At 70.2% G+C, this 18,046-nt stretch carries 16 protein-coding genes; 6 read left to right on the top strand and 10 right to left on the bottom strand.

Annotated elements, in window-relative coordinates; all coding sequences use genetic code 11:
- The 10 genes from Aple_RS55950 to Aple_RS50535 form a co-directional block, all read right to left on the bottom strand.
- A partial coding sequence (locus tag Aple_RS55950) for a cupredoxin domain-containing protein (RefSeq protein WP_174890004.1) occupies positions 1 to 1,720 on the bottom strand: 1,720 nt, incomplete at its 3' end.
- A gap of 29 nt (positions 1,721 to 1,749) precedes the next feature.
- Positions 1,750 to 2,187, bottom strand: coding sequence for a hypothetical protein (locus Aple_RS50575; RefSeq protein WP_155351963.1), 438 nt, complete (start codon positions 2,185 to 2,187; stop codon positions 1,750 to 1,752).
- Between the two features lie 2 nt (positions 2,188 to 2,189).
- Positions 2,190 to 3,389, bottom strand: coding sequence for an MFS transporter (locus Aple_RS50570; RefSeq protein ID WP_155351962.1), 1,200 nt, complete (start codon positions 3,387 to 3,389; stop codon positions 2,190 to 2,192).
- Positions 3,386 to 4,804: a nitronate monooxygenase gene (locus Aple_RS50565; RefSeq protein WP_218038934.1), complete on the bottom strand. Its 1,419-nt coding sequence runs from the start codon at positions 4,802 to 4,804 to the stop codon at positions 3,386 to 3,388. Before Aple_RS50565 ends, Aple_RS50570 begins: the two co-directional genes overlap by 4 nt.
- A 60-nt stretch (positions 4,805 to 4,864) precedes the next feature.
- Positions 4,865 to 5,554, bottom strand: coding sequence for a respiratory nitrate reductase subunit gamma (narI, locus tag Aple_RS50560; protein ID WP_155351961.1), 690 nt, complete (start codon positions 5,552 to 5,554; stop codon positions 4,865 to 4,867).
- Complete coding sequence (gene narJ, locus Aple_RS50555) at positions 5,551 to 6,231, bottom strand: nitrate reductase molybdenum cofactor assembly chaperone (RefSeq protein WP_155351960.1); 681 nt, start codon at positions 6,229 to 6,231, stop codon at positions 5,551 to 5,553. Before narJ ends, narI begins: the two co-directional genes overlap by 4 nt.
- On the bottom strand, positions 6,228 to 7,778 hold the full coding sequence (gene narH / locus Aple_RS50550; RefSeq protein ID WP_155351959.1) for a nitrate reductase subunit beta: 1,551 nt from the start codon (positions 7,776 to 7,778) through the stop codon (positions 6,228 to 6,230). The genes narJ and narH overlap by 4 nt, the downstream gene beginning before the upstream one ends.
- Complete coding sequence (locus Aple_RS50545; protein ID WP_155351958.1) at positions 7,775 to 11,434, bottom strand: nitrate reductase subunit alpha; 3,660 nt, start codon at positions 11,432 to 11,434, stop codon at positions 7,775 to 7,777. Before Aple_RS50545 ends, narH begins: the two co-directional genes overlap by 4 nt.
- Before the next feature lie 136 nt (positions 11,435 to 11,570).
- On the bottom strand, positions 11,571 to 12,515 hold the full coding sequence (locus tag Aple_RS50540) for an alpha/beta hydrolase (RefSeq protein WP_155351957.1): 945 nt from the start codon (positions 12,513 to 12,515) through the stop codon (positions 11,571 to 11,573).
- Positions 12,516 to 12,670: 155 nt separating this feature from the next.
- Positions 12,671 to 12,841: a hypothetical protein gene (locus Aple_RS50535; protein WP_155351956.1), complete on the bottom strand. Its 171-nt coding sequence runs from the start codon at positions 12,839 to 12,841 to the stop codon at positions 12,671 to 12,673.
- A gap of 332 nt (positions 12,842 to 13,173) precedes the next feature.
- Here Aple_RS50535 and Aple_RS50530 point away from each other — a divergent pair, with 332 nt between their 5' ends.
- The 6 genes from Aple_RS50530 to Aple_RS50505 all read left to right on the top strand — a co-directional run.
- Positions 13,174 to 13,992 carry an NACHT domain-containing protein gene (locus Aple_RS50530; protein ID WP_155351955.1) on the top strand — a complete coding sequence of 273 codons (819 nt, stop codon included), beginning with the start codon at positions 13,174 to 13,176 and terminating at the stop codon, positions 13,990 to 13,992.
- Positions 13,993 to 14,045: 53 nt separating this feature from the next.
- Positions 14,046 to 14,573 carry a hypothetical protein gene (locus tag Aple_RS50525; protein ID WP_155351954.1) on the top strand — a complete coding sequence of 176 codons (528 nt, stop codon included), beginning with the start codon at positions 14,046 to 14,048 and terminating at the stop codon, positions 14,571 to 14,573.
- Between the two features lie 9 nt (positions 14,574 to 14,582).
- Positions 14,583 to 15,457, top strand: a protein-coding gene (locus tag Aple_RS50520; protein WP_373869726.1) for an IS5 family transposase whose coding sequence is annotated in 2 segments (ribosomal slippage) — positions 14,583 to 14,963 and positions 14,966 to 15,457 — 873 coding nt in all. Because the reading frame shifts where the segments join, the coding sequence is not laid out codon by codon here.
- A 216-nt stretch (positions 15,458 to 15,673) separates the two neighbouring features.
- Positions 15,674 to 16,414, top strand: a complete 741-nt coding sequence (locus tag Aple_RS50515; RefSeq protein WP_218038933.1) for a hypothetical protein — start codon at positions 15,674 to 15,676, stop codon at positions 16,412 to 16,414.
- Positions 16,415 to 16,570: 156 nt separating this feature from the next.
- Positions 16,571 to 17,365 (top strand): hypothetical protein, encoded by a 795-nt coding sequence (locus Aple_RS50510; RefSeq protein ID WP_155351953.1) that lies wholly within the window; start codon positions 16,571 to 16,573, stop codon positions 17,363 to 17,365.
- Between the two features lie 480 nt (positions 17,366 to 17,845).
- A partial coding sequence (locus Aple_RS50505; protein ID WP_155351952.1) for a YciI family protein occupies positions 17,846 to 18,046 on the top strand: 201 nt, incomplete at its 3' end.

Genomic DNA, 18,046 nt, shown 5'->3' with positions numbered 1-18,046 from the left:
TCAGGTCCAGGGCGGCGTTCGTGCCGTGACCGTTGTGGCCGGTGCCGGACGTGGGCTGGGGCGCGGCCGCCGTGCCGGTCGGGATGATGCGCATGGTCATGCCCGCCGCGCGGTGACCGGCCACGGTGCACCAGCCGTCGACCGGCTCGCCCAGCGGCGCCAGCGTCAGGGTGACGCTCTGGCCGGAGGTCAGCGGCGGGGTGCGTTCGCCGGTCGCCAGGCGCAGGTCGTGGCGCTGGGCGTCGGCGTTGGTGACGCGCAACGTCAGCACGGTGCCCACGGGCGCCTCGATCACGGCGGGGCGGATACTCATTCCGGACAGCGTCACGTCGACCGTACGGGAACCGGTCGCGGTCACCGTCGTCGACGATCCCGATCCGCTCGTGGCCGTGACGACTGCGGCGGCCGTCAGCAGGCAGCCGACGGCCACCCCGGCGACAGCAGGCAGCGATGACCATGTCCTGCCACCCTTCGCCGGGCGGGCTCGGGTCAGGGCGGTCGCGGCCAAAGCGACGAAGGCCAGGGCCGAGCCCAGCACCAGTGCCCAGCCCAGCAGGGTCACCGGCTGCGGCACCGGCAGCGCCAGCAGCGGCACCCCGAGATTGAGCGCCGCCAGCCGGACCACCCAGCCGCGCTCCAGCAGCGCCGCGTTCTCCTTGAACCGGGCCGGCCCGCCGCCCAGCACCGCGGGCAGCAGGTGCAGCAGCGAGCCCAGCAGCACCTGGGCGACGAACCCGACGAGCAGCAGCGGCAGCAGCGGATCCAGTGCCGCGGCGACCTCGTGCGCCGGGCGCGTGGCCACGACCACCAGATCAGCGGCCAGCGCCACCTCGAACCAGACGAACGCCGCCCCCAGCATCCACGCCGCCCCGGTGTGCGGACGCCTGCGCCGCAGCGCGCCGGTCAGGGGCTTGAGCACCGCCAGCCCTCCGGCCGCGTACGCCGCCAGCCCCGCCAGGGCCACCCATCGCCAGCCCGCCAGCAGCCCGCCGACGGCCACCGCCAGACCCGGCGCGGCCAGCAGCAGGCCCACGCGCGACCACCGCCGGGTGCCGTCCGACATACGGGTCCGCAGGACCGTCGGCCACAGCGTGAACAGTGTGCCGAGCACCGTCAAGCCGACCCAGCCGAACACGTTCACCTCGGCGTGCGCGGCGGACAGCCGCTCGTGGACCGCGCCGTGCCCGACGTCAGCGGCCAGCAGCCCGCCCAGCGTCCCGCCGACGGCGAGCGCTCCGGCCGCGCCCACGTACCAGCCGATGACGTGCCCGAACCGGCCGGGGAGCGCCCGCCGTACCAGCAGGACGAGGACCGTTCCGTGCCACAGCACCACCCCCACCACCAGCGCCGCGCCCGCTGCGGCCAGCTGCCACGGTCCCGCCGACACTCCGGCCAGCACCGCCACCGTCGCCGTGTTGAGCACGGCGAGCCTGGTCAGGCTGCCGCGCTCGGGCGGGGTGCGCGCGCGCAGCAGAGCCACGGTGAAGTGCTCGCTCCAGATGAGGATGGCGGTGCTGACCGCGCCCAGCAGAAACACGTGGATCAGCAACCAGCGCGGCGCGGGCAGCACCTCACCCGCCAGGGCCGCCACCACGGTCAGGCTCAGCCAGGCGACAACGATCGCGTTCGCCCGCAGGTGCCACGACGCGCGGGGACGCCGCGGCGACGGTGGCGGGCTGAGCGGCGGCCTGCCCTTTTCTATGCTGATATCGAGCGGCATTCCAGGTACCTCCCTAGCTGAGGACCGCTTCAGGTCGCGGGCAGGGCGGTGGCGAGGAGGACGACGCCGAGCGAGCCCACCAGCGCGGTCACCGCCATCGCGCGGGCGAGGCTGGGCCTGGCCGCGCCGCTGGCCCAGCCGTGCAGGCCGGCGGCGGCCATGACGGCGCAGAACAGCAGCAGTTTGGCGGCCAGGATCCTGCCATAGCCGGGGTCGGCGAGCGAGGCCCAGGTGACGCCCTTGCGCCAGGCGAGGGCCACGCCGGTGGCAAGTTGCACGGGCAGGAACACCGCCGCGGTGACGATCCCGAAACGGCGGCCGACCGCGCGCAGCACCTCGGCCCGCCGATGCTCGTCCAGGAGGCGGCGGGCCAGTGGCAGCACCACCAGCGACACCGTGAGCTGCCCGCCGACCCACAACGCCGCGGACAGCACGTGCAGGAACCTGACTACCGACCACCACGTCATGGCTACGCCATCGTGGTGAGGCGTCGTGAGGCCGTCAGGCGTACCACGGTCAACGTCAGCACCACGGCCAGCGCCGAGGTCACGGCCAGCAGGCCCAAGCCGAAGCCGTAGGAGCCGAGTTCGCCGTACAGGAAGCCCATCAGCAGGGGCGGCACGAACCCGCCCAGCCCGCCCGCGGCGCCGACCAGCCCGGTGACCGCGCCGACTTTGTCGGGCGGGGCGGTCTGCGCGACGAGCGCGAAGGTGGCGCCGCTGCCCGCGCCGAGGGCGGCGGCCATGGTCAGGAAGGCGATCGTGCCCACCGGCATCAGACCGGGCGTGAGGGCCTGGACCGCCGCCGCGACGCCGACCACGGCGAACACGCCGGTCAGGACCGGGATCGAGCCGACCCGGTCGGACAGCCAGCCGCCGATCGGCCGCATCACGACCGCGAGGACCACGAACCCGGCCATGCGGTTGGCGGCGTCGGCCTGCTCAAGCCCGTAGCCGGTCTGCAGGTAGGCGGGCAAGTAGACCGAGAATGCGACGTAACCGCCGAACGCCACGGCGTACAGGACGCAGGCCTGCCAGGTGATGGCCAGTTTGGCGGTGGCCGCGAGCCGTCCTAACAGCGGTTGCGCCGCGATGGTGCGGCCTGGCGCGTCGCGCATCACCAGCCAGGCGACGGCGGCGTAGAGCGCCAGCGCGATCGCGGTGATGAGGAAGGGGGTGGCCGAGCCGCCGGTCTTGACGAGCTTGACCGTGGTCAGGGCGCTGATCGCGGTGCCGCCCATACCGGCGCCGAAGACGCCGATGGCCAGGCCGCGCCGATGCGGCGGGAACCAGGCGTTGACGAACGGCACGCCCGCCGCGAACACCGTACCGGCGATGCCCAGGAAGAAGCCGCCGACCAGCAGCATCGGCAGCGAGCTCTGCCCGGCCACGCCGATGAACACGACGGGCACGATGGTGGCGGCCGAGATCAGCGGGAACATCACCCGGCCGCCGAAGCGGTCGGTGAGCGCGCCGACCGGGATGCGGCCGAGCGAGCCGACGATCACCGGGACGGCGACCAGCAGGGCTTGCTGGGCGGACGACAGGCCGAGCAGGTCCTTGAACCGCGGCCCCAGCGGGCTGAGCAGCGCCCAGGCCCAGAAGTTCAGCGCGAAACCGAGGGTCGCCAAACCGAGCATCAGCGCGGCCCTCTTGCCGGTCCTCGTCATGTGGATGCTCCCTGCAGGATGTGGTTCACGACGTCGGCGGCCGAGTGGTCGTCGGGCAGCCCGTGGAGGAAGGCGGCGTCCTGGCCCAGGGTGAGCAGGGCGGGCTCCTGGTAGCCGTCGCCACGGTGCTGGCCCAGGCCGATGGCGGCGGTCAGGCCGTTGCACAGGCACTGGCGGCCTTCGGCCTCATCGGCGGGCCTGCCCTTGCGGGCGTAGGTCTCGACCGGCTCGGCGGGGCAGCGGTAGCCGATCGCGCCGTCGGGTTTGACGTACGGCGTGCGCAGATAGCCCAGGTCGCACAGCCGGGGCCGCCGCTCGTAGCAGCCGGGCTCGGACAGGGTGCCGGGCACCTGCGCGACCTTGAACGGAAAGCCGGTGGGCGAGGCTCGCGGATCGTTGCGGACCTCCAGCTCGCCGCCGGCGGCCTTGCGCAGCAGGCGGCGCAACTCGTCGTCGAGCCCGGACTCGCGGCACAGCGCGAACGCCGAGCCGACCTGGATCCCGGTGGCTCCCGCGGCCAGCGCCCTGGCCAGCCCGTCCGGTGTGCCGTAGCCGCCGGCCAGCCAGAACGGAAGCCCGAGGGCGGCGAGCTTGCCGGTGTCGGGTTCGTCGCGCGGCCCGTACACGGGTTCGCCGAACTCGTCCAGTTGCATGCGGCCGCGAGGCGGCGCGCTGTGCCCGCCGGCCACCGGTGTCTCCAGGACGAACCCGTCGGGCCGGGTCTGCGGGGAACGGGCCAGGTAGGCGGCCAGGACGTGGGAGGAGACGATCGCCAGCAGCTTGGGCCGCCGCAGCGGCTCGGCGGGGGCGGGCAGCAGCGCGGACGGGTCGAGGCCGACGGTGTGCCGGGTGTCGTCGGCGCCGGCCACGGCGACGGCGATCTCGGCCGGGCGGTGCGCGGCGAAGGCGTCGAGCAGGTGCGGAATCTCCGCCGGGATGCCGGCGCCCATCAGCACGTAGTCGACCCCGGCCAGCATCGCCCCGTACGCGGCGGCCGGCGTGGCGAGCTGGATCTTCTCCAGGTAGTTGACGCCGATCGGGCCGTCGTGGCCCTGCCGGGCGAGGAAGATCTCAGCGAAGTTGGCGACCACGGTCAGTTCGTCCCGCAGGCGGTTGGGCCGCAGCCCGACCCTCGGCACCGGCCGGTACGGCGTGCCCGGCGCGATCCCGCCCGGCACGAAGTAGCGGGCCAGCACCCGTTCCGCGATCGCGGGGACCGGGAAGCGGGCCAGCGCCTGCCGCAGGTGCCCGCCGGGATCGCCGCGCTGCAGCCGGCGGGCCAGGGTGACGTCCAGCGCGGTGCCCGACACCACGCCGAGCTGCCCGGTCCGGGCGACCGCGCGCGCCAGCCGCCATCCGGACACGCCTACGCCCATGCCGCCCTGGATCAGGACGGGGGGCGCGGCCTCAGACACGCCGGGTCCCCTCGAGGTTGGTCAGCACGTTGTTCCCATCTCTTTGAAAGTGAATGGCGGTCATCGGCGCACACCGAGCGGCGTCCGCCGCCGGTAGACGACGTACGGCCGCCACAGGTACGCGATCGGCGCCGACCACACGTGGACGAGCCTGGTGAACGGCCAGATCGCGGCCAGCACCCAGGCCGACATCGCGTGCAGCTGGAAGATCAGCGGCACGTCCGCCATCAGGCCGGGGTCGGGGCGGAAGATCAGGACGCCGCGGAACCAGACGGCGATGGTCGCGCGGTAGTCGTAACCGCCACCGAGCAGGTTCTTCCCCACCGTCGCGGTCATGCCGAGCACGATCACCGCCGCCAGGACGGCGAACAAGACCTTGTCCGCGCGGGTCGTGGTGCGGCGCACCCGAGGGCTGGTGAAGCGGCGGGCCAGCAGCAGCGCCAGCCCCGCCACCACCATCACCCCGGCCACGGTCCCGGCGCTCACCGACACCAGGTGGTAGAGGTGCTCGTCGACGCCCACCGCCTCGGTCCAGCTCTTGGGGACGAGCAGGCCGAGCACGTGACCGCCGATGGCGGCGAACGCGCCGAGGTGGAACAACGGCGAGCCGAGCCGCAGCAGCCTGCTCTCCAGTACCTGGGTCGTCCGCGTCGTCCAGCCGAACTGGTCGACGCGCCAGCGCCAGACATGGCCCACCACGAAGATCGTCAGAGCGATGTAGGGGACGACCACCCAGAGCGCCACGCTCATGGCCGCACCTCCAATCCGGTGAGCGGCGGACCGTACGGCACCAGGCCGACCTCCTCGGCGGGCGGTCCGGCCAAAGCCAGGTCGGCGACGGCGGCGGCCTCGGCCTCGGACAGGCCGGGCAGTTCGGCACAGAGCGCGTCGAGGACCAGCGCGTAGGGCGAGCCGCTGTCGTGCAGCGCGGTGCGGATGAGCTCCAGGCCCTTGCGGTGCTGGCGCAGCGGCGCCTCGCCGGTGGCCGGGCCCGCCAGCGCGGCGAACTCGCAGACCACGGGCAGGTAGTCGGGCAGTTCGCCCTCGGGCGGGGTCAACCCGGCCACGCGGTAGCGCTGCTTGAGGGTGAGCAGGGCCATGCCGCGGCGGCGGGTGTCGCCGTGCAGGTAGTAGGTGAGGTAGAGGCTGGACTTGCGGCGCAGGTCGAAGGTCTCGACGTAGGCGCGCGCCAGCGCCATCGGCTCGGCGGCGCGGAACCACTCGGCGAACCGCGTCAGCGACTCGCGCGCCGCCGACTCCGGCAACCGACTCACGGCCGCGGCCAGTTCGCCGCGTGCGGCGATCAGGCCGGTGTCGGGGTACTGCAGGCAAAGAGAGACCAGGCGAAGCAGCGCTGCCCGGTCCTCAGCCGTGAGTTCCGGCGACGCGGCCTGAACATGGGCGGGGCGGCGGATGCGAAGCTTCACGGCGTACCTCCCTTGCCGACGAAGAGCTTCAGGCCCAGGCGGCCGTCGCCGCGGCGGCCGGTCACGCCGGCCGGGTGGAACTCGCTCATCCCCGGCCCGCCGTCACCGTCCAGGCTGCACCCGTCCGCCTGGGCGGACAGCGCGGCGGCGTCCTCCCGGTGCGCGGCGGGCACGACGTAACGCTCGTCGTACTTGGCGATGGCCAGCAGCCGGTACATCTCCTCCATGTCCTCCGCCGTCATCCCCACCGACTCCAGCAGGTCCCCGGCGACGGTCCCGTCGAGAGTGCGGGCCCGCATGTACGACCGCATGGCCGACAGCTTCATCAGCACCCCCGCCACCACCTCGGTGTCCCCGGCCGAGAACAGGCTCGCCAGGTACTCCAGCGGGATGCGCAGGTCGGTGATGGCGTGGAAGACGTTGTCCGGGTCGTCGGCGTCGGCGCCCATGCCGGTGACGGCGTCGAGCACCGGCGACAGCGGCGGGATGTACCAGACCATGGGCAACGTGCGGTATTCGGGATGCAGCGGCAGCGCCACCCGGTACCGCATGGCCAGCCGGTAGATCGGCGAGCGCCGCGCGGCCTGGATCCAGTCGTCGCTGATCCCGTTGGCGCGAGCGGCCGCGGCGACGGCGGGATCCTCCGGGTCGAGGAACACGCGGCGCTGTGCCTCCAGCAAGTCCTTCGGATCGGGAACACGCGCCGCCGCCAGCACGGCGTCGGCGTCGTACAGGACGAGGCCGATGTAGCGCAGCCGGCCGACGCAGGTCTCGGCGCACACGGTCGGCTGGCCCGCCTCGATGCGCGGGAAGCAGAACGTGCACTTCTCGGCCTTGCCGGTCCTGTGGTTGACGTACACCTTCTTGTACGGGCACGAGGAGACGCACATGCGCCAACCGCGGCAGCGGTCCTGATCCACCAGGACGATGCCGTCCTCTTCGCGCTTGTACATCGCGCCGGAAGGGCAGGCGGCGACGCAGGCCGGGTTGAGGCAGTGCTCGCAGATGCGCGGCAGGTGGAACATGAAGGTCTTGTCGAACTCCAGCTTCACCTTCTCGGCCATGGCCGCGAGGTTGGGGTCGGCCGGGGCGTGCTCGGGGGCGCCGCCCAGATCGTCCTCCCAGTTCGCGCCCCACGTGATGGCCATGTCCTGGCCGGTGATGGCCGACTTGGGGCGGATGACCGGGGTGTGCGGGCCGGCGGGGGCGTTGATGAGGGTGTCGTAGTCGTAGGTGGCCGGCTCGTAGTAGTCGTCGATGTCCGGCAGGTCCGGGTTGGCGAACAGGTTGAGCAGTCGCTTGACGCGGCCGCCGGCGCGGAGCTTGAGCCGCCCGCGCCGGTCGAGCTCCCAGCCGCCGTGCCAGCGCTCCTGGTCCTCGTAGCGTTTGGGGTAGCCGACGCCGGGCTTGGTCTCGACGTTGTTGAACCAGACGTACTCGACGCCGTCCCGGTTGGTCCAGGTCTGCTTGCACGTGACGGAGCAGGTGTGGCAGCCGATGCACTTGTCCAGATTCATCACCATGGCCACCTGGGCGAGCACCCTCATCCGTAGGTCACCTCCTGGCCGCGGCGGCGGATCACCGTGACCTCGTCACGCTGGTTGCCTGTCGGTCCGTAGTAGTTGAAGGCGTAGGTGAACTGCGCGTACCCGCCGATGAGGTGGCTGGGTTTGAGCAGCAGCCGGGTGAGGGAGTTGTGCACGCCGCCGCGCCGGCCCGATTTCTCGGTGAGCGGCACGTTCACGTTGCGGTCCTTGGCGTGGTACATGTACACGGTCCCGGCCGGCATCCGGTGCGAGACGACCGCCCTGGCCACGACCACGCCGTTGCGGTTGTACGCCTCGATCCAGTCGTTGTCGGCGGCCCCGATCCTGGCGGCGTCCTCGACGCTCATCCAGATCGTCGGCCCGCCCCGGGACAGCGCGAGCATGTAGGCGTTGTCCTGGTATTCGGAGTGGATGGACCACTTGGAGTGCGGCGTCAGGTAGCGCACGGTGACCTCGGCCGCCCCGCCGTCGCCCTGCGGGCCGTAGTGGCGGTTCATGTTGAGCGGCGGCCGGTAGGCGGGCAGCTGCTCGCCCAGCTCGATGATCCAGTCGTGGTCGAGGAAGAACTGCTGGCGGCCCGTCAGGGTGTGCCAGGGTTTGTCCCGCTCGACGTTGATGACGAACGCGGAGTAGCGGCGGCCGCCGGTCTCCGAGCCGGACCACTCCGGTGAGGTGATCACCGGCTGCGGCCTGGATTGCGTGTCGGCGAACGTGATCCGCTTGCCCTCGTGCTCGGCGGCCAGGTCGGCCAGCTTCGTGCCGGTGCGCCGCTCCAGGCTCTCGAACCCCTGCGTGGCCAGGCGGCCGTTGGTGGTGCCCGACAGCGCGAGGATGGCCTCGCACATCCGCTCGGCCGTGTCCAGCGAGACCCGTCCTTCGCCGGTGGTGCCGTTCTTGCCGGCCAGGTAGTCGAGCTCCGGGCCGACCCGGTAGGTCACGGCCTTGGTCGTCAGTCCCAGCTCGGCGAAGAGCGGCCCGATGGAGCGCATGCGCTCGCCGACGGCGGTGTAGTCGCGCTCGATCGTCACGATCTTCGGCATCGTCCTGCCCGGTACGGGCTCGCATTCGCCGTACTTCCAGTCACGCACCCGGCCGCCCGGCTGGGCGAGCTCGTCCGGGGTGTCGTGCGTGAGCGGAACGGCCAGCACGTCGGTGCGCTTGCCCAGGTGCTCGGCGGCCAGCTCGGAGAAGCGGTCGGCGAGGCCGAGGAAGGCGTCGTAGTCGCTGCGGGTCTGCCACGGCGGGGCGATGGCCGGGTTGAACGCGTGCACGAACGGGTGCATGTCCGTGCTGGACAGGTCGTGCTTCTCGTACCAGGTGGCAGCAGGCAGCACGACGTCGGAGAACAGCGCCGTGGACGTCATCCGGAAGTCGATCGCGGTGAGCAGGTCGAGCTTGCCCTCGGCGGCCTCCGCACGCCAGGTCACCTCGGCCGGGCGCAGCCCCTCCGGAGTCTCCTCGTTGCGGGTCTCGGCGTCGGTGCCGAGCAGGTGGCGCAGGAAGTACTCGTTGCCCTTGCCGGAGGAGCCGAGCAGGTTGGCCCGCCACACGGTCAGCACGCGCGGGAAGTTGGCCGGGTCGCCCGGATCCTCGGCGGCGAAGCGGAGATTTCCGGACTTCAGCTCATTCACGACGTGCTCGGCCACCGGGATGCCGGCCCGGCCGGCCTCGTCGGCGAGGGTGAGCGGGTTGCGGTTGAACGTCGGGTGCGAGGGCAGCCAGCCGAGCCTCGCGGCCTGGGCGTTGCAGTCGGCCAGCGACTTGCCGTCGAAGACGCCGGAGCCGAGCGGGCTGGCGAGCTCACCCGCCCCGAACCGCTCGTAACGCCACTGGTCGGTGGCCAGATACCAGAACGCGGTGCCGGCCATGTGCCGGGTCGGCCGCTGCCAGTCGAAGGCGAAGGCGAGATGCTGGAAGCCGGTGATCGGGCGGACCTTCTCCTGGCCGACGTAGTGCGCCCAGCCGCCCCCGTTGACGCCCTGGCAGCCGGTGAGCAGCACCAGCGTGAGGAAGGAACGGTAGATCTGGTCGGAGTGGAACCAGTGGTTGGTGCCCGCGCCCATCGCGATCATCGACTTGCCCCGGGTGCGCTCGGCGTTGCGGGCGAACTCGCGGGCGATCCTGGCGATCGTCGCCGCGGGCACCGAGGTGATCTCCTCCGCCCACGCCGGCGTGTACGGCCGTGAGGCGTCCTGGTACGACTCCGGCCACTCCCCCGGCAGGTCGCGGGCGACGCCGTACTGGGCCATGAGCAGGTCGAACACCGTGGTGACCAGCCTGCCGCCCACCTCGGCGACCGGCACGCCACGGCGCATGACCGAGCCGCCCTCGGTGGCGCCCTCGTCGAAGCGCGGCAGGTCGACGGCGACCGCACGCTCCGACCGGTCGAACAACGTCAGCTCCGGATTCGCGCCGTCCAGGTCGAGGTTCCAGCGGCCCTCGCCCTCCTGCCCCCAGCGGAAGCCCAGCGACCCGTTCGGCACGACGGTCGTGCCCGTCTCGGAGTCCAGGAAGACGGTCTTGAACTCGGCGTTCTCGCCGTCCTCGCCGAGGTCGGCGGCGGTGAGGAAGCGGCGCGGCACGTACGCGTCGCCGCGCGGCTCGAGCGTCACCAGGAACGGCAGGTCCGTATATTTCCGGACGTAGTCGGTGAAGTAGGGGACCTGGCGGTCGCGGAAGAACTCGGTGAGCGTCACGTGGCCCATCGCCATCGCCAGCGCGCCGTCCGTGCCCGGATGCGGCGCCAGCCAGTCGTCGGCGAACTTGACGTTGTCGGCGTAGTCGGGACTGACCGCGACGACCTTGGTGCCCTGGTAGCGGGCCTCGGTCATGAAGTGAGCGTCCGGAGTGCGGGTGACCGGGATGTTGGAGCCCCACATGATGAGGTAGCGGGAGTTCCACCAGTCCGCGGCCTCGGGGACGTCCGTCTGGTCGCCCCACACCTGCGGGGAGGCGATCGGCAGGTCGGCGTACCAGTCGTAGAAGGACAGCAGGGTGCCGCCGATCATCGACAGGAAGCGCGTGCCGGCCGCGAACGACGCCATCGACATGGCCGGGATCGGCGAGAACCCGACCACGCGGTCCGGGCCGTGCTGCTTGACCGTGTGCACGTGCGCGGCGGCCATCAGCTCCAGGACCTCGTCCCAGTCGGAGCGGACGAAGCCGCCCTTGCCGCGCGCCCGCTTGTAGGCACGCGCCCGCTCGGGGTCGCCGGTCAGTTCCGCCCACGCCAGCACCGGGTCGCCCAGCCTGGCCTTGGCCTCGCGCCACATCTCCAGCAGCACGCCCCGCACGTACGGGTAGCGCACCCGTGAGGGCGAGTAGGTGTACCAGGAGAAGGACGCGCCACGGGGGCAGCCGCGCGGCTCGTACTCGGGCGACTCGGGGCCGACCGATGGGTAGTCGGTCGCCTGGTGCTCCCACGTGATCAGGCCGTCCTTGACGAACACCTGCCATGAGCACGAGCCCGTGCAGTTCACGCCGTGGGTGGAGCGTACGACCTTGTCGTGCGCCCAGCGGTCGCGGTAGAAGCGGTCCCAGGCGCTGGAGTCTATCTGGTGCAGAGTGCGGCCGTCTGCTGACACCTCGGACTTGGTGAAGAACGCACGGGCGGCGAGCAATGGGCCCATGCCGGGGGTGGAGTCGATGTCGGTCATGGGGTATTCCCCGCCACAGGGGTAACAGCGGACATGCGTCCAGACTCGGGGTCACCACCCCGCCGGCGGCAGGGACCAAAGTCACTCGCGGCCGGTCCGATGGACCATCAGGTGGGCTCGGACGCGCGGGCTGCCCCTAGCTTTCGGGGTTTCCCGGGCTTGCGGCGAACGCATCCTTGAGCCGGGCGGCCACGTAGTCGCGGGCCTCTCCGGCCTGGTCGAAGAAGCCGGGCAGCCCGAAGAAGCCGTGCAGGCTGCCCGGATAGCAGCGGTATTCGACCTCGACGCCCGAGCCGCGCAACGCGTCGGCGTAGGCGGCGCCCTCGTCACACAGCGGATCGCATTCGGCGGTCACGACGGTCGCTGGCGCCAAGCCTGACATATCCGGCAGCTTCAAGGGCGCCAGCCTCGGGTCGGAGGGATCCACGCCGTGGGCGTATTTCCGGATGAACCACGCCATCTCGGCGGCGCCTAGTCCGAAACCGGAGGCGTACGCGGCATAACTGGGCGTGTCCATGGCGACATCGACGACCGGATAGACCAGCACCTGGTGGGCAAGGGCGTACCCCGCGTCCCTGGCCTGCCAGGCCACCACCGCCGCCAGATTCCCACCCGCGCTGTCCCCGATCACAGCGACCTTCGACGCGTCCGCGCCGTAATGTTCCGGCCGCTTGAAGACATCTGCCAGCACTACCCAGGCATCCTCGACCGCCGCCGGAAACACATGCTCAGGAGCCAGCCGATAATCCACGGAAACGACCACAGCCCCGGTGCGCACCGCCAGGTCCCGCGCCAGCGAATCGTTACGCCCCACGCTCCCGTAGACCCACCCACCCCCATGGAAATAAACAACCACCGGCAACGCCTCGCCCCCACCCAGATACCGATATATCCGAACAGGAACCCCCGCCACCCGCTCATCCCGCACGACCGCCAACTCCGCGGGCGCCCCCCGCTGCTCGGCCATCACGTCCATCGCCCGCAACTGCCTGATCTCGTCGTCGGTGATCGTCTCCAGATCGACGCTCAGGTCATTGGAAAACAACTTCAGATAGGCGACAGCCTGGGGGTGCAAAGCCATATCGGCACATTAACCCAACCCCAATCGATCTTGAGCCCCTTTTAATCCGTAGGTTCAGGGTTCGAATCCCTGGTACCCCACCCATCTGACGTGCAGTTTTACCTATTCTGGTAGTCACCAGATGACAGCGTGAGTCATCGTGGGGCACGTGTGAGTCACGCCCGGACCAAGTTCGCCACCTTGGCGACACGAGCTGTCTTGCGCGCGGCGGACAGCACGAGCTGAGCAATCTTTCGGGCGCTGTCGTGATACAGCTGCGGCAGTAGCGAGACGCAGATGTCGGCGGTCACCACAATGCTGGCATGCCCGAGCAAGCCCTGCACCACCTGTAGATCGTCCCGGCGGCCAAGGCCGGCGTGGCCGCATTTTGCCCGGCCCCGGCGCTGTTGACAGCTGGAGCAGGCACACGTCATGAAGGGCCAGGCAAGCCGTATGACCTGCACGGATTACGTTATCGGCAGGTACAATCCTGCCGTCATAGCCCCATGTCTGCGCCACTTTCACTGGGCCGGGATATCTTGGCGGTCGCAGTTGGCGGCCGTCGCACAGAGATGGCTGAATTTCCCGAAGCTATGTCGGGGACTATGCAGACGCGGGTTGGTCACAGTTTGTTCCGTTACCGATGCCCCTGTGGCTGGGGTCGTTCACGATTGCGGTTATGGCGAGACGCGGCGGTTCCTGGCGGTACACGCTGGGCTGGTGGGCCGGGCTGGCGGGCGTGACCGGGGCGCTGGCGCTGATCGGATCGGCGCTGCGGGGCGCCGGCGGACTGCAGACCGCGGCGAACCTGGCCCAGCTGGTCGGCGTGGTCCTGGTAGTCCCGACACTGCTGGTGCCGCTATGGCTGTGGTGGCGACAATCGGCTGCCAGGCCTGCAGTGACCTCCGAGCAGGTGACCCATACCAAAGACGTGCTGGCCGGACTGGTCGAGCAACAGTGGAAGACCGAGGCGACACTGCGGTCTCTGGATGACCCCGACCCGATCCCGGTGCGCTGGCACCTGACCCCTACCGTCCGGGTGATGGATCAGCCGGCCAACCTCACCCCGGGACTGCGGCGGCTGACCGCCTCCAGCGACGACATCGCCGCTCTGACCGGCAAGTTCCGGAGCATGCGCAGACGCCGCCTGGTCATCCTCGGCGGCCCCGGCACCGGCAAGACCACCCTGGCCGTCCAGCTGGTACGCGAACTACTGGCCACCCGCAGCGCTCACCACGATGAACCGGTGCCGGTGCTGATGCCGGTGGCCGACTGGGACACTGCCATCTTCCCCCGGCTGCATCAATGGCTGGCCGCCCGGCTCACCCAGGACTACCCCGCGCTGCGCGCCCCTGGCCTGCCCCCCGCGATAGCCGAGGTGCTGGCCGCACGCGGGCACATCCTGCCGGTACTGGACGGCCTGGACGAACTCCCGCCGTTCGCCCAGCAAGCCGTCATTTCCGCCCTGACCAGTCCCTGGCCGACACCGATCAGCTGATCGTTACCAGCAGGACAACCGAGTTCGCCCAGGCCGTCGGCCGCGCGGGAGACGTGCTCACCTCGGCCATGGTCATCGAGCCCCAGCCCCTGACCCCGAAGACAGCCGCGGCCTACCTCAAGCGATGCCTGCCGCCGCAGCCGCCGGCCGAGTGGGAGAAAGTCCTGGCTGCGCTGCGCACGTCACCCGCCGCCCTGGTCCGAACCCCGCAGGACCCCGGGACCGCGCTGGCCGCAGTCGCCAGCACCGCGTTGGGCCTGTGGCTCCTGCGTGTTGTCTACATCGACGGCCGCGCTAACCCCGCACCGCTCCTGAATCCCGGCCGTTTCCCCGGCTCCAAGGAACTTCGCGGCCACCTGTTCGACCAACTCATCCCCGCCCTCATCACCGCGCGTCCGCCCAGCGGCGATGCCGCCGACCCCTTCCGGCCTCGCGTCAGTCACGATCCCGGCCAGGCCCGGCGATGGCTTGCCTACCTGGCCCGCACGATGACCCACCCCTTGAACGGCGGCACACCCACCCGCGACTTCGCCTGGTGGCGCCTAGGGTGCGTTGCGAAAGTGAATCTTGGTCGGGGATGATCACGTGCCGTGGGGCGTGGTGATCTGACGAATAGCCAGTGGGCCAGGCTGCAGCCGTTGCTGCCGCAGGGCAAGAAGCCAGGACGGCCAACGACCTGGCCCAGGCGGCAGCTGATAGACGGCATACGGTGGCGAACGCGGACTGGCGCCCCGTGGCGGGACGTGCCCGAGCGATACGGCCCGTGGGACCGGATCTATGACCTCTTCCGCCGCTGGCAGCGCGACGGTATCTGGGCGCGGATCGTCACCCAGCTCCAGGCACAGGCCGACGCGAAAGGATTGATCACCTGGGACGTGAACGTCGACTCCACCATCTGCCGTGCCCACCAGCACGCCGCCGGGGCCGTGAAAAGGGGGATCTCCAGAAGGAACCGCCCGGTGGTGTCGCCGTCGAGCCGCCTGACCACAGCCTCGGACGCTCCCGAGGCGGACTAACCAGCAAGATCCACCTCGTCGTCGAACAAGGACAGAAACCCCTGTCGGTTGTGATCACGGCCGGCCAGCGCGGTGATTCTCCGCAGTTCGAGCGGGTCCTGGAGGCGATTCGGGTGCCCCGGCTCGGACTGGGGCGGCCACGCAGGCGACCGGACCGAGTGCGGGCTGACAAGGCGTACGACTCCCGTAAGAACCGCGCCTACCTGCGCAGACGCGGGATCAAGGCGACGATCCCGGTTCCTGCGGACCGCGCCCGCAACCGCCGCAAGCTCGGCTCCCGCGGCGGCCGGCCACCGAAGTTCGACAAGACCGACTACCGCAAGCGTCACGCGGTCGAATGCGGCATCAATCGACTCAAGCGTAATCGCGCCGTCGCCACGCGATACGACAAGCTCGCCGTGCGCTACGAGGCCACCGTTCAGATCGCGATCATTGATGAGTGGCTGTGACCAGGGCTTTCGCGGAGCTTAACACTGCCTTGCGAAACTGGTTGTGCTTGAGGCCGCCCCGAATTCGGTACCCCTCAGACGGCCTGGGCCATAGAGTTCACACGTGCGTTGATCTTCCAGGTGGCGGCCAAGTGCCGCCGCGGACGGTGCGGGCGACCCCCCGGCCGGCGGGGCCGCCCCAACAGGCATACCCGCCACCATCCCCCCGGAGATCACATGATGCCCACGCAGCAACCCCTCACCTACCGCGCGTTCGTCGAGCTCGCCGCCACCGACCCCGCCGTCGTCGGTCTCGTCCTTAAGGGATCCCGCGCCCACGACGACATGACCACCGAGCACTCCGACCACGACCTGTACGTCGTCCTCGCCGACGGCGTGACAACAGATCTCACCCGGTTCACCGGCCACCGCACTCCTGGGCTCGACCTCGTCATCGTCTCCCTCGCCGAGTTTCGCGCGGCTGGAATGCCCGGCTTCGAGCGCTATGCCCTCGCCCGCGCCAAGATCGTGCTCGATCGGCTCGACGGGGGCATCGCCCAGATCCTGGCCGCCAAGGCGCGGCTCAGCGCCGATGAGGCATTCCGGAACTCCGGTGAATGGCTCGACGCCTATGCCAACTCCCTCTACCGCTCCGTCAAGAACGACCGTGACGGGCATTCACTCGCCGCCCGCCTCGACGCCGCCGACAGCATCCGGTTTCTGCTGGAGTTGCTCTTCGCTCTCGACCGTCGCCCACGCCCCTACAACAAGTATCTGGAATGGGAACTCGCCCGATGCCCGTTGCCCGGCTGGGACACCGGGATGCTGCTGGAGGCCGCGAACCGCATCTCGGGAACGGGCGACGTGCCCCTGCAACGGCGCCTCTTCGCCCAGGTCGAGGCGGCGGCCCGACGCGCCGGGCACGGCGTGGTGCTGGATGCGTGGGGCGAGGACCTTGACCTGATGCGACCGCGATAGGGCATACCGCGAAAGGCGCCCGCGCCGCTGTGGCACCACCCGGGACTTTCGCAACAGACCCTAGCCCACACCACCCGCACCTTCACCGCCAAAACCATCCCCGTAATCGGGCTCGCGGTCGGCCATGCCGTGGGGATCGCGTTTGCAATCGTGGTCGTGCCCGTGGCCATACTCGGGGGCATGTTCACGGGCGGCCTCGCGTACAACCTCGTGACCGGGATTTCGGTCGGGATCGCGGTCGGGCTCGTGGTCGGGGTCGCGTTCGGGCTCGTGTCGAGGCCATGGTCGTTGCAGGAACCAGGCTTCGCCAATCTCCGCCTGCGGGATCGAGGATCTCTGCTCGCCCGCCGACTCGCGGCCGGGTTCGCGTTCGGCCTCCCGTTCGGGCTTGTGTTCATGCTTGTGTTCGGGCTCGCGACCAAGATCAGGGAGAAGTCGTTCGAGCCCACGTTCCAGCTCACGAGCATCCCCCCGGACGAGCTCTCGGCGATGCTCCAGTTCGGGCTTGCGTTCGGGCTGGCGTTCAGCCTCGCGCTCGGATTCATGCAATGGGCAGAAGCTCCAGCGGAAGCACAACAGGCACCAGCACCGATGTCCAGTTGGCGAGCCGACCGCGCTGCGAACCTCGCCCGGACGGCCGTGTTCATGCTCGCGTTCGTGCTCATGGTCGTAGGCGTGTTCAGCATCCCGTTCGTGTTCCACCTCCAGGTCGGGCTCGCGCTGGTGCTAGCAGCCGGGTTCACGGCCGGGTTTACGGTCGGCGATCACCATGCGTGGCTGGCGTACCTGGTTGCCACCTATCGGCTGGCCTGGGTGGGCCGACTGCCCCGAGCGCTGATGCTGTTCCTGGATGACGCCCATCGGCTGGGGCTGCTGCGCGCGGTCGGCCCGCTCTACCAGTTCCGGCACGCCGACCTCCACGACCACCTAGCTGCCGACCCGCCGGCCTGACCGCCTCCCCGTCAGCTGGAGGCCGCGAACGGACCCGACGAGGATCTCTGATTGCCCTGGCCGCGACTTCTGGAGTCCCAGGCCGAGATGAGGCATCCAGGCACATGCGCTTATCAGATACAACGGCAAGTTATGACCGGGACTCGGCTGATCGATGCCCACGAACCAAACGAGGATCTGCCTCATGATCAGCGAGACGACTTCGGCTCAGTGGGTCTCATCGGATCTGAGGCACCGCAGGTCACAGCGTTCCCGCGCCTCGGATTCGATGAGACGGAACAGCAGCGACGCCTCGCTCACCGACCTGATCGCCGAGGTGGCCGCCAAGCTGCGCGCGGTCACGTCGACCCCAGGGCTACACCCGGATCTCGGCCACTGCTGAACGGGTGCACTCTCATGCCGCGAGTTGCGCCACCAGACGAACCGCCGCTCCGACCGGCGGACACCGAAAGTGTCAGGCCACAGTGGTAAGACGATGCCATGTTTCTCGCTCACCTGTCGCATACCGGCCCGCAATGGGATGTTGCCCGGCCGATGGAAGAACAGACCGAATGGCCCGCGCATGCGTCGTATATGGACATGCTGGTCGACGAAGGGATCATCGTGTTGGGCGGTCCGCTCGACGACATGCGCGTCGTGCTCGCCATGGAGGTGGAGTCCGAGGAGGCCGTCAGGGTGATA

It is taken from the genome of Acrocarpospora pleiomorpha (genome assembly GCF_009687885.1).
Lineage (GTDB): Bacteria > Actinomycetota > Actinomycetes > Streptosporangiales > Streptosporangiaceae > Acrocarpospora > Acrocarpospora pleiomorpha.
Note: the sequence above shows the minus strand (reverse complement) of the source record. Positions and strands in the feature narration are given on the sequence as shown.

Excerpts from the sequence above, each read along its gene's own strand:
- Aple_RS50575 (WP_155351963.1), bottom strand. The coding sequence starts at position 2,187 with ATGACGTGGTGGTCGGTAGTCAGGTTCCTGCACGTGCTGTCCGCGGCG.
- Aple_RS50515 (WP_218038933.1), top strand. The coding sequence starts at position 15,674 with ATGATGCCCACGCAGCAACCCCTCACCTACCGCGCGTTCGTCGAGCTC.
- Aple_RS50545 (WP_155351958.1), bottom strand. The coding sequence starts at position 11,434 with ATGACCGACATCGACTCCACCCCCGGCATGGGCCCATTGCTCGCCGCC.
- Aple_RS50540 (WP_155351957.1), bottom strand. The coding sequence starts at position 12,515 with ATGGCTTTGCACCCCCAGGCTGTCGCCTATCTGAAGTTGTTTTCCAAT.
- narH (WP_155351959.1), bottom strand. The coding sequence starts at position 7,778 with ATGAGGGTGCTCGCCCAGGTGGCCATGGTGATGAATCTGGACAAGTGC.
- narI (WP_155351961.1), bottom strand. The coding sequence starts at position 5,554 with ATGAGCGTGGCGCTCTGGGTGGTCGTCCCCTACATCGCTCTGACGATC.
- Aple_RS50570 (WP_155351962.1), bottom strand. The coding sequence starts at position 3,389 with ATGACGAGGACCGGCAAGAGGGCCGCGCTGATGCTCGGTTTGGCGACC.
- Aple_RS50530 (WP_155351955.1), top strand. The coding sequence starts at position 13,174 with ATGGCGAGACGCGGCGGTTCCTGGCGGTACACGCTGGGCTGGTGGGCC.